This is a genomic window from Oscillibacter ruminantium GH1, from assembly GCF_000307265.1.
GTDB classification, from domain to species: domain Bacteria; phylum Bacillota; class Clostridia; order Oscillospirales; family Oscillospiraceae; genus Oscillibacter; species Oscillibacter ruminantium.
On sequence record NZ_DF158898.1, the window covers coordinates 316,488 to 327,917 of the forward strand.

The 11,430-nt window shown below is 54.5% G+C and carries 10 protein-coding genes and 1 other RNA gene; 8 read left to right on the forward strand and 3 right to left on the reverse strand.

Annotated features, from left to right (window positions below; translation table 11 throughout):
• Positions 1–132: 132 nt before the first annotated feature.
• The 4 genes from ON16_RS09195 (at position 133) to ON16_RS09210 (ending at position 3,107) form a co-directional block, all read left to right on the forward strand.
• The gene (locus ON16_RS09195) at positions 133–846 is read left to right on the forward strand and encodes a tRNA (adenine(22)-N(1))-methyltransferase (protein WP_040661375.1); all 714 of its coding nucleotides are present in this window, start codon (positions 133–135) and stop codon (positions 844–846) included.
• The gene (locus ON16_RS09200; RefSeq protein WP_040661376.1) at positions 830–1,618 is read left to right on the forward strand and encodes a Nif3-like dinuclear metal center hexameric protein; all 789 of its coding nucleotides are present in this window, start codon (positions 830–832) and stop codon (positions 1,616–1,618) included. Before ON16_RS09195 ends, ON16_RS09200 begins: the two co-directional genes overlap by 17 nt.
• A 4-nt stretch (positions 1,619–1,622) precedes the next feature.
• Positions 1,623–2,360, forward strand: coding sequence for a YebC/PmpR family DNA-binding transcriptional regulator (locus ON16_RS09205; protein ID WP_040661378.1), 738 nt, complete (start codon positions 1,623–1,625; stop codon positions 2,358–2,360).
• A 465-nt stretch (positions 2,361–2,825) separates the two neighbouring features.
• The gene (locus tag ON16_RS09210; protein ID WP_144032076.1) at positions 2,826–3,107 is read left to right on the forward strand and encodes a hypothetical protein; all 282 of its coding nucleotides are present in this window, start codon (positions 2,826–2,828) and stop codon (positions 3,105–3,107) included.
• A gap of 373 nt (positions 3,108–3,480) precedes the next feature.
• Here ON16_RS09210 and rnpB read toward each other — a convergent pair.
• Positions 3,481–3,909: RNase P RNA component class A (gene rnpB, locus ON16_RS15050), an RNA gene on the reverse strand.
• 149 nt (positions 3,910–4,058) lie between these two features.
• On the opposite strand from rnpB, the gene murD reads away from it, so the two are divergent.
• Genes murD through ligA form a run of 3 tightly spaced genes read left to right on the forward strand, consistent with a single transcriptional unit; the run spans position 4,059 to position 8,215 of the window.
• Positions 4,059–5,438 carry a UDP-N-acetylmuramoyl-L-alanine--D-glutamate ligase gene (gene murD / locus ON16_RS09215; RefSeq protein WP_040661380.1) on the forward strand — a complete coding sequence of 460 codons (1,380 nt, stop codon included), beginning with the start codon at positions 4,059–4,061 and terminating at the stop codon, positions 5,436–5,438.
• Positions 5,439–5,481: 43 nt separating this feature from the next.
• A complete protein-coding gene (yunB, locus tag ON16_RS09220; protein WP_040661381.1) occupies positions 5,482–6,180 on the forward strand; it encodes a sporulation protein YunB in 699 nt (232 codons plus the stop codon).
• Positions 6,181–6,238: 58 nt separating this feature from the next.
• On the forward strand, positions 6,239–8,215 hold the full coding sequence (gene ligA / locus ON16_RS09225; RefSeq protein ID WP_040661383.1) for an NAD-dependent DNA ligase LigA: 1,977 nt from the start codon (positions 6,239–6,241) through the stop codon (positions 8,213–8,215).
• 79 nt (positions 8,216–8,294) lie between these two features.
• Here the strand turns inward: ligA and ON16_RS09230 are convergent, their stop codons facing one another.
• Both ON16_RS09230 and ON16_RS09235 read right to left on the reverse strand, forming a co-directional pair.
• Complete coding sequence (locus ON16_RS09230; RefSeq protein ID WP_051131655.1) at positions 8,295–8,813, reverse strand: manganese catalase family protein; 519 nt, start codon at positions 8,811–8,813, stop codon at positions 8,295–8,297.
• Positions 8,814–8,867: 54 nt separating this feature from the next.
• Positions 8,868–10,325: a recombinase family protein gene (locus ON16_RS09235; RefSeq protein WP_051131656.1), complete on the reverse strand. Its 1,458-nt coding sequence runs from the start codon at positions 10,323–10,325 to the stop codon at positions 8,868–8,870.
• A 285-nt stretch (positions 10,326–10,610) separates the two neighbouring features.
• On the opposite strand from ON16_RS09235, the gene ON16_RS09240 reads away from it, so the two are divergent.
• Positions 10,611–10,865 carry a hypothetical protein gene (locus ON16_RS09240; protein WP_040661386.1) on the forward strand — a complete coding sequence of 85 codons (255 nt, stop codon included), beginning with the start codon at positions 10,611–10,613 and terminating at the stop codon, positions 10,863–10,865.
• The last annotated feature ends 565 nt before the right edge of the window (positions 10,866–11,430 follow it).

Here is an 11,430-nt window from a genome sequence, read left to right on the forward strand (position 1 = left end):
GCTTGCCCTCGGGGAAGCCTGCCAGAACGCATACGGGTTTCCCGTATGCGTTCCGTTTGTCAACAGCCGCCAAGCTGCGGCGCAGGTTTAATTTCCGCTGAACAGCGGGGCTGAGGAGAAGTGAAGCGCGAAATGAACAGACGAAAACTGGAACTGACGGCCCGACTTCAGTTGCTGGCGGACTGGGTTCCTCAGGGCGCAACTCTGGTGGATGTGGGCACGGATCATGCGTATCTGCCGGTCTGGCTGATGCTTGAGGGACGGCTTTGCTCCGCCATTGCCTGCGATCTGCGCAGCGGCCCTTTGAGCCGGGGGCGCAGGACTGCCGAACAATACAATGTGGACGGCCAAATCACTTTTCGTCTGTGCAACGGTCTGGCAGGAATCAGCCCGCAGGAGGCGGATACGGTGGTCATCGCTGGAATGGGTGGCGAAAACATCGCCGCCATCCTGGCCGCTGCCCCTTGGACGACGGATGGACACCACACACTGCTGCTCCAGCCCCAGTCGCGGGCAGAGGAGCTGCGAGCGTTTCTTAGCACCAATGGATACACTATCTTTCGGGAACAGCTGGTGGTGGATCGGGGTACCATGTACCCCGTGATAGAGGCCGCCGCCGGAACGCAGACGCTATCCTTGGGACAGTTGTACGGCGGGGCATGTCTGACTCATGATCCGCTGGGCGGACGATATCTGGTGGAGCAGATTCTCCGGCTTCAGGCGGCAGTGGCGGGCTTGAACCGCACAGATCGGCCCGAGGCTGCTAAAAAAGCAGACCAGCTGCGGGACATCATGGGATCATTGCTGGAAGTATGGGAGGAGTGGCGTTATGCCAACGGCACTTGAAATTGAAAAAAGCCTATTCGACCTTGCGCCTAGAGCCGGGGCGATGGATTGGGACAACGTGGGCCTGTTGGTAGGCGACCCGGCGGGGGAGATTCATCGCGTTCTGGTGGCACTGGATGCCACGCCATCTGTGGCGGACGAAGCCATCCAAAAGGGCTGTGAGTTGATCGTGGCCCATCATCCCATCATGAACTGTCGGTGGCTTCCGGTGCAGTCCTTGCGGGACGACACGCCTCAGGGGCGGTTGTTGCGAAAGTTGACGCGGGCGAATATCAGCGTGATCTGTATGCATACGAATCTGGACGTGGCAGAGGGCGGCGTGAACGATGTGCTGGCCCATACCCTCCGGTTGGAGGACCCTGGGCCGTTTCTGGACGATGGATTGGGCCGCATCGGGCATCTCAGTATGCCTATGGCGCTGCGAGATTTTGCGGCGCAAGTCTCTGAACTTCTCGGAAGCAACGGTGTGAGGTATGCCGACGCGGGAAAGCCAGTCTTCCGCGTGGCTGTGGGCGGAGGGGCCTGCGGCGAATACGCGGACGCGGCAGTCGCTGCCGGATGCGATACCTTCGTCACGGCCGACCTTACCTACCACGCGTTTTTAGACGCGGCAGGGAAGGGAATCAACCTGATTGACGGGGGACACTTTCCAACGGAGAATCCCGTCTGTCAGATGCTGCAATCCTTTTTACAGAAGCAATTCCCATCGCTTTCCATTGAAAAATCAACTTCCCATCGGGAAGTTATACAATACTACGTCAAAGGAGAATAAACATATGTCTGGACATTCCAAGTGGCATAACATTCAAAAGACCAAGGGAGCGGCTGACGCGAAACGTTCCGCGGCATTTACCAAGGTGGCCAAGGAGATCATCGTGGCCGTGAAAGAAGGCGGCGGCAGCGGCGACCCCAACAACAACTCCCGTCTGGCCACCGTTATTGCCAAGGCCAAGGCCGTGAATATGCCCAATGAAAATATCAAGCGCACCATTGACAAAGCTCTGGGCGCGGGCAATACTGATAGCTTCGAATCCATCACCTATGAGGGATACGGTCCCGGCGGCGTGGCCGTTATCGTGGACGCCCTGACCGATAACCGCCAGCGCACCGCGCCGGAGGTTCGCCATGCGTTCGACAAATGCAACGGCAACATGGGCGCTCCCGGCTGCGTCAGCTGGTCCTTTGACAAGAAGGGCGTCATCGTCATCGACAACGAGGACGGTGAGCTGGACGAAGACACCGTTATGATGGACGCGCTGGAAGCGGGCGCTGCAGATTTTGAGGCAGACGGCCCGGCTCTGGAGATTACCACCGACCCCGACGCGTTCAACGGAGTGGTGAAGGCCCTGGAAGAGAAGGGATACAGCTTTGTCAACGCCGACATTGAGATGGTACCCCAGAACTACATGGTCCTCTCCAGCGAAGGGGACGTGAAGAATATGGAGAAGCTCATCGACATGCTGGAGGACAACGACGATGTTCAAAACGTCTGGCATAACTGGGAGCAGGACTGAAAGAAGCTAAATTGCATCTGTTTTCCATGCTCCTGTGCTGATTCAGACTGTTCGGCAACCTCACTTGAAGCACAAAGTAAATAAACGGTGAAAACGATTACAATACGGCTAACATGGAAAATCACCCTTTTGTACGCGGAAATGCGTATAAAAGGGCGGTTTTTTTGCTAAAAATGGTTACCCAAATAACATTTAAGATGAATCCAGCTGATAAAAGCATAAAAAAGTTGTTATGAAAACCAGACAAGGCGGTGTTAGTCCGGTTCAATAGACCTCGTACAGTGAAACGAAGTCTTTTGTATATAAGTGGTACTTATATACAAAAGACTTATCACACCATTTAAAGTTTTTAACAAATTATTAATTTATTTTAGATAAAAAAAGATTGCCAACTTAATAAAAATATGTTAATATTGTCAAAAATTGAATAAAGAGGGTGTTTTCGTGGCTCTAAAAGTGTATACTATGGAAAAAAACTATATATTAGGTGAAGAGGGAAGTATATACACAACCTATGGTATATCATGTATCATTGACGGGATGATTGTGGATCGGATTTCCGATATGTCTCAAAATCAATGCCTTGTTTCCAACTTTGCTGCGCTTTTAAACAAAATTCAGCTCAATCCAAAACGTTTTCGCCCTCTTTCTATTTTTCTTGCATCACAGATGGAAGAAGTCCTTGAAAGTATTGGATTGTTCGATATTCTGGAAGAGAGCCGGTCATTTGAAGAAGTGATCTGTTAAAAAAGTTATGAAACATCAGGAATATATTTGGAACGGAAAACCCGAAAGTGACTCAATCATACAATAGGGTGGGCATAATTGAAAAGCAGGTAGGTACAAGGCGGGCAAAAACGAAACCGGTTTCTAACCCCGCCGGTGCGCGGATATCAGCCTCCAAATCTATAAAGACGTCCCCGAAAACTACGGGAACGTTTTTCTGGATTTGAAAAAAGTAATAAACAAATATTTTGTTTGTTTGATTCGATGTAACCTGCTGGTTGTGTTTTGTGAAATCTGCGGTACGCTGAACGCAGAGGGAAGTGCGGGTCCGCTGGTTTCGGTAAAAGAAAAGAACAAGTCCCGGCTGCGTGTTCCGCAGCCGGGACTATATCTTAGCGCAAGCAAAACTGTAAGCCGGGTTCTGTATTTGACAGTCATCTATCTCGACGCGCCGTTGCCGACGCGCTCAAGCCACCTCCCGGAAGCGGTCGGGCCGACCTGTTGCTTCCCCACGGTGTTGCTCCGGATAGAGTTTACAGCGACGGACTGTCTCCAGCCGTCGGGTGAGCTCTTACCTCACCTTTCCATCCTTACCGTCTTTTGCCGATCCACGGAAACCGACTGCTCCGCGCCCCGCCCGAAAGCGGTACTAGCCGGCGCGGCATCAACTGCCATGGAACGGTAAAAGACGGCGGTATCTCTCTGTTGCACTTTTCCTGAAGTCGCCTTCGGCGGGCGTTACCCGTTATCCTTGCCCTGTGGAGCCCGGACTTTCCTCATAGACGGCCTTTCGGCCTGCCCACGCGACTGTCTGTTTTACTTGCTTATCTATTTTAACCGCCTTTTCGCCTCTTGTCAACCGGGGAGATCAAATGTAAATTTTGGCGAGGTCACATTGCTATTTTTCACAAGCTGAGGTATACTATTTAGGTAATTTTTCCGCCCTTGCGGGCGTTTTTGGAGGAACCGCTTATGACGTTACAGGAATACATCGCGTCCATTCAGGACAAATCCGTGGCCATCGTGGGTATCGGCGTGAGCAATACGCCGCTGATTGAACTTCTGGCAAGGTCCGGCATCCGGGTCACAGCCTGTGACCGGAAAAGTCGGGAGGCGCTGGGCAGTGAAGCCGAGCGGCTGGAGGCACTGGGCGTCTCTTTGAAGCTGGGAGATGGATATCTCAAAGATTTGACACAAGACATCATTTTCCGCACGCCGGGACTGCGGCAGGATGTGCCGGAGCTGCTGGCGGCGGTGGATCGGGGGAGCGTCATTACCTCCGAAATGGAAGTCTTCTTTCAGGTGGCTCCCTGCACGTTGATTGCCGTCACCGGGAGCGACGGAAAAACCACCACCACCACCCTGATCGCGGAGTTTTTGAAGGCCGCCGGGAAAACCGTCCATGTGGGCGGAAATATCGGACATCCGCTGTTGTGCGAGGCGGGAGAGATGGCTCCTGAGGATTACGCTGTGCTGGAACTCAGCTCTTTTCAGCTGATGACCATGACGCGCAGCCCTCACATCTCCGTTATCACCAATCTGGCGCCCAACCATCTGGATGTTCACCGGGACATGGCAGAGTATATCTCTGCAAAGGAAAATATCTTTACACATCAAACACCTGAGGACATTGCGGTGTTTAATGCCGACAACGCTATTACGGCAGAGCAGTCCGCCCGGGCCGTGGGTCGGATGCGCCTGTTCTCCCGGCAGTCTGAGCCGGAGGAGGGCGTGTTCCTGCGGGGAGACGCGATCATCTCCCGAAAAAACGGAGCGGAACGGGAGGTCATGAAAACCGGGGACATACTGATTCCCGGCATTCACAATGTAGAAAACTATATGGCGGCAATATCCGCCGTGGACGGCTTGGTATCCGACGAAGACATGCGTCATGTGGCTCGGACTTTTGCCGGGGTGGAGCATCGCATTGAGTTGGTGCGGACGCTCCGAGGCGCACGGTATTATAACGACTCGATCGGTACCAGTCCCTCCCGCACCATCGCAGGGCTGCGATCCTTCCCGGAAAAGGTGATTTTGATCGCCGGAGGCTATGATAAGCATATTCCCTTTGATGTGTTGGGGCCGGAGATCGTGGATCACGTGAAACTGTTGATCCTCTGCGGGGCCACGGCGGACAAAATCCGTGCCTGCGTGGAAAGTGCGCCAAACTATCAGGGCCAGCCCGAAATGATGACCATCCCCGATTTCAAGTCCGCCGTGGAAACCGCCTCTCAGCGGGCGGGCGAGGGCGACGTGGTGCTGCTGAGTCCGGCCTGTGCGGCCTTTGACCAGTTCAAGAATTTCATGGAACGGGGCAAGGTCTTCAAGCAGCTGGTGGAGGAACTGAAATAAGGAAAAGCCCGTCTCGCATAGAATCATTTGATGGGGTGATTCTATGAGAGGATATCGGTACTACCGGCGGCCTTTGACCCGCCGGGCGGCGGCGCGGCTGGTTCTAGTATTGTTGCTGCTGGGACTAACGGCGGCAATGACGATGGCGGGCATGCAGATGAAGCACCTTTTGACCCAGTTGGCCACCACGCGGGTCACCAACATGGTGAACCGAATTGTCACGCAGGCTGTGAACGAAACGATTGACAGTGGTGAGATCAAATATGATGATCTAATCTCCTTTGAAAAGGACAATGATGGGAAAATTACGGCAGTAAAGAGCAACATGCCGGAGTTTAACCGGCTGCAATCCAAAATTCTCAACGTGGTCTTGGAGCGCATCTCTGAGGTATCCACCAAGGATTTGTCCATTCCCGTGGGCAGTCTCACGGGCGTGAACCTTCTTGCTGGCCGAGGACCTATGGTGACGGTACGAATGCAGTCGGTGGGGTCCTCCACCGCCCATCTGACAAACCAATTTGTCTCCGCCGGCATCAACCAGACCAAGCACCAGATTCTGCTTGAGGTGGATGTGTCCGTGGCGATTCTGCTGCCGGGTTTTCGCACGGCAACGCAGGTCAGCAACGCATTCACCGTGGCGGAGACGGTCATCGTGGGTACGGTGCCGGAAACCTATACCTATTTCAATTCCAGCGGAGAGTTGGCGGAAGACGCCAAAGAGTATATTCTTAACAAAGACTGACAGGGAGGCCCACCTCCCGATTTCAGCCCCGGGCGGGCCGCGCGAAAGGAAAGAAACCATGGATTATCGGGAGGAAATGAAACAGCTGCGTTCCGAACTCAACGAGAACGCATACCGCTATTATGTTCTGGATGAACCCACCATGCAGGATTATGAATACGACATGAAAAACCGCCGCCTTCAGCAGCTGGAGCGGGAGCATCCGGAGGAGATCACTCCGGATTCCCCCACCCAGCGCGTGGGCGACAAGCTGAAGGCGGGCTTTGCGACCTATCACCACGAGGTGCCTCTGGAGAGCTTGCAGGATGTGTTCTCCGCTTCCGAGGTGGAGGATTTCTGCCGCCGGATGGAGGAGACTCTGGGACCGGATGTGGAATACTCTTTGGAACCCAAGGTAGACGGACTCTCTGTGGCTCTGGAGTATCGGGACGGTATATTCGTCAGCGGCGCTACCCGGGGCGACGGACGGGTGGGGGAGGATGTAACCGAAAACCTGCGTACCGTTCGCTCCATCCCCATGACTCTGCCGGAAAAGCTGCCCCGACTCATTGTCCGGGGTGAGGTTTATATGGCCCGCTCTGTGTTCGACGAGATCAACCAGCAGCGGGAGATTGATGGCAAGCCCCTTATGGCCAATCCCCGAAACGCCGCTGCCGGTTCCCTACGACAATTGGACCCCAAGATTGCCGCCCAACGCCGGCTGGACATTCAGATTTTCAATTTACAGCTGGCACAGGGACGGGAGTTTAAAACGCATTCCGAAACGCTGGATTATTTGGAAAGCCAGCATTTCCGGGTCATTCCGCACCGAACGCTCCGCACTGTGGAGGCTTGTCAGCAGGAGATCGTGGATATCAACGAGCGCCGGATGGACTACCCCTATGATATGGACGGTGCGGTTATCAAGGTCAACCGTCTTGCCGATCGGGAGCAGCTGGGCAGTACCGTGAAATGTCCCAAATGGGCCATCGCCTATAAATACCCACCCGAGCAAAAGCCCTCCACCGTGTTGGATATTGTGGTTCAGGTGGGCCGAACCGGCGTTTTGACGCCCCGGGCGGTGCTGGCTCCGGTTCATTTGGCGGGGACCACCGTCCAGAGTGCCACACTTCACAATCAGGATCAGATCACGGAAAAGGACATCCGTATTGGGGACACTGTGCTGGTTCAGAAGGCGGGTGAGATCATCCCTGAGATTGTGGAGGTGGATCTATCGAAACGTCCTGTCGGGACGGTTCCCTATGAGCTGCCAAAAATCTGTCCCGTCTGCGGTGCGCCGGTGACCCGGGATGTGGACGGTGTGGCTGTGCGCTGCACCGGCGCGGAGTGTCCCGCCCAGCTGCTGCGTAATATTACCCACTTTGCCAGCCGGGATGCCATGGACATCGACGGACTGGGCCCCGCCGTGCTTCAGCAGCTGATCGAAAACGGTCTGATTCACTCCGCCGCCGATCTGTATAGCTTGAATGAGCAGGATTTTGCGCAACTGGACCGGATGGGGGAGAAGTCCGCTGCCAACGCCGTGGCCGCTATCGAGAAGTCTAAGTCCAACGATCTTGGAAAATTGCTCTACGCGCTGGGTATCCGTCAGGTGGGCGCGAAAGCGGGCCGGGTGCTGGCTCTGCACTTTAAGACGCTGGACGCACTGGAGCGAGCCTCCTTGGACGAGCTGACTGCCATCGACGATGTGGGTGCGGTCACAGCTCAGTTCATTCTGGACTGGCTGGCAAGTCCTCAGTCGCAGGATCTTCTGGAAAAACTTCGCCGGGCAGGCGTGAACATGACTTGCACGGAGCAGGCGGTTGATGATCGGTTTACAGGGATGACCTTTGTCCTCACCGGCTCGCTGACCCGGTTTGACCGGAAAGCCGCCGAAGCGGAGATCATGGCCAGAGGCGGAAAAGCTTCCACCTCCGTTTCAAAAAAAACCAGCTATGTAGTGGCCGGAGACGCCGCCGGAAGCAAACTGCAAAAGGCGCAGGAACTGGGCATTCCAGTGCTGACGGAGGACGAGTTTGCCCATATGCTGGAATAATTACAAAAAAGAATCATTGCGATAAAAAAAGGTGGTATGGCTGTAAAGCCATACCACCTTTCATGCGTTGTATACCAGATTATTTGTCGAAAGACGGGTTCATATAGTACACATTTTTCTCGTTCATGCGATCCTTGGCCAGACGCAGACCCTCGCCAAAGCGCTGGAAGTGGACGATTTCCCGTGCCCGCAGGAAGCGAATGGCGTCGGTAACGTCCGGGTCATCAGAAAGCCGCAGGATGTTGTCATAGGTCAGGCGAGCCTTTTGCTCGGCTGCCAGATCTTCCGTCAGATCGGCGATGGTATCTCCGGTAACGGCAATGCCGTCGGCGCTCCAAGGGGAACCGGAGGCAGCAGTGGGATAGACAGAGGCGGTGTGGTCGATGAAGTAGGGGGCAAAGCCGCCTTCCTTCACGTCTTTCTCGTTGAGATTCCGTGTCAGCTGATGGACGATGGTTCCCACCATCTCAAGATGGCCCAGCTCCTCAGTACCGATATCGGTCAGCAAACCCTTCAACTCCGGATAAGGCATGGAGTACCGCTGGCTCAGATACCGCAATGACGCACCAAGCTCTCCATGCGGACCACCATACTGCAAGAGACTGCGAAAAGAAACCGGGTGTTTCTGTAAAAAGGCCCCATAGCGTTTTTTCTAAAAAGTGAGTCGATAGTGAATGCAGAGAAGATTTTTGGCCTTATCCCATGTGGCATAGTTGATGATAGCGTGGGCGGCCTCGTATGCCTGTTCCACGCCTGCGGCATCGCAGCGAAGGGTTTTTAGGGCGGTCTTGGCGGATTCTTCCGCTGCGCAGGAAGTACCTGACACGGCATTCTTCTCTTCAGCCTCTTCGATCTGCATGGAGATTTCAGTCAGCTTTTGCTGTGTGGCTTCCTTTGCATCCCGATATTCCTCCAATGAATCCGTACCGGATAGATATGCGTCCCGCAGACGGTCAAGCCGCCGCGCCAACGCATCGCGCTGAGTGCGCAGAGCGTTTAATTCCGCCTCGCCGCTGTCCTTTGCGCGGATCGCCTCAAAATCAATAGGGAGGTCAGACGAAAGATCCAGCTGCAAACGGCGGATGACGGCATCCTTTAAAAGCTCGGACGATACATGCTGAGAGATCCGACACGTTCCCCGGACATACCCGTTGCATTTCCAGTAGTGCGGCTTTGCAAAGATCATAGTCGAACCGCAGGATGCGCAGCGAATCAGCCCCGAAATCCAGTCCCTGCCGCACTCCGGCGGACGACCGTGGTATTTCCACGCAGCTTTTAACTCTGCCATGCGGGATTGAGCGGTATTCCAAGTGTCCAGGTCGATCAGAGGTTCATGCCTGCCATCGGATAGGACCACGCCGGGGTCTGTGAAGTCGCGGCGGGAAATGCCGGAGGGGTTCCAGCGGAGCTTTCCGATATAGACCGGATTGCGGAGGATGTATTCCACCGTCCGATTTTCAAATAGGTTTCCCCGGTGTGTCCGCACGCCCACGGAATTGAGCCATATGGCGATGGAATAAGTTCCCTCGCCGGCGCAGAAGCGGCGGAATATTTCTTTCAGATAAATGGCCTCAGGCTCTTTTGAAACCAGTATATTATTTTCTGCCGCATAGCCAAAGGAGGGATTGGATTGCAGCTCTCCACGCCGGTGCTTTTCTTCCATCCCGCGTTTGACCTCCTCGGCTAGATTGATGGAGTAATATTCGTCCATAGCCTCGATCAGCGCCTCCATGAGGATGCCCAGCTTCCCTTCGGCAATGGGCTCGCTGATGGAGACTACCTCAATGTGCAGTTGCTTGCGCAAAACGGATTTATAAAACACCGCGTCGTCCCGGTTTCGGGCGAAACGGGAGAATTTCCAGAGAAGAATTGCGTCAAAGGGCTTGGGCTTTGTCTTTGCCGTGCCAATCAGCCGCCGGAACGCATCCCGGCCCGTAACCTTGCGTCCGGAAATGCCCTCGTCCACGAATACGTATTTCTCCGGTACTGTCCAGCCGTTCTTTGCCGCCCATTTCCGAATCTCCAACAACTGGCTGGCGGGGGATAGTTCCACCTGCTCCTCCGTGCTGACGCGGATATACGCAGCGGCGATTTTTCTGTTTTCGGACATTGGATACACCTCTGTTTCAGATTCCCGAGCCGACCGTCTGCGGGAGGAAGTCTTTTTGCGCCGTCAGATTCTCTGGCCCTACACTCCCATCTTTATGTTCCGCTGCTTCAGAACAGCCCAAAGGAAACGCGCTGAAAAATGATTGCGGCAGGGTGGGCCGGTATTTAAACAGGCTGTTATTCGACGGTGGTGTGCGGCATGGCATAGAACAGTCCGACAAGCCATAGAGTAACAGAAATGACAGGGGAGTGGAGGCCGAATTTACCGCGGCGGGGAGGCAGAGCTATGGCGAAGCGCAATCAAGCGCCTATCCAGACAGAGGCATTTGTGACTATGGACGGGCAGGAAGTGAACATTGACACCCTGCCAAAGGAACAGCGGGATGCGGTGGGCGCAGCGCTGAGGGTTACATACCTGAACGCAATGCTTCGAGGGCAGGCGGTATTTCGCGTGCGAAAAACGCCGGAGGACACAGCGGGTAACGATGTGCCAAAGCGAGATCGAGATATGGATGCGTCGGTTTCCGACCGCAAAAAATAGAAACCGTCCCGGTTAGGGGACGGTTGAGCGCGGAACGGGGAGAAATTCAGGGATGGAATTTGCCTTCATGGTTGCACAGATCTTTATATAGCGGCATAGAGAGCATCGTCTTACTGAGTTCGTTCAAAAAGACGGCAAGGCAGAGAAAGCGGTCCTGAGGCATCGAGGTAAAAAAGTAATTTGCAATTGCTGCGATCAGTGCGTTTAATTCGCATGGACTCATGATTATCCCCCCAAGTCAGCCTGCCGCCCCGCAGGCCGTTGGGTTAGGCCGTTGGGTTTAACGGTGTCCGCACCTCCGGCACATGCGGGGACATACCACGCGCACATGTGCGGAAGGGATCTGCGGTGGAATACTCATCGTCATCACGCCGGAATATTGGATTCTTACACAGTCTCCGGGGCGGATGTGACAGGTGCAGCAGACGTTGACGATCACCGTCTGTCTTGTGCTGCAATCTCTGACAACAATTCTGGACGGTTCAATCCTAAGGACGGTCGCAAGCATAGTCATACAATCGCCTCCGTTTTAGCATATGAAAGGGCCAATCGGAATGTGCGATCC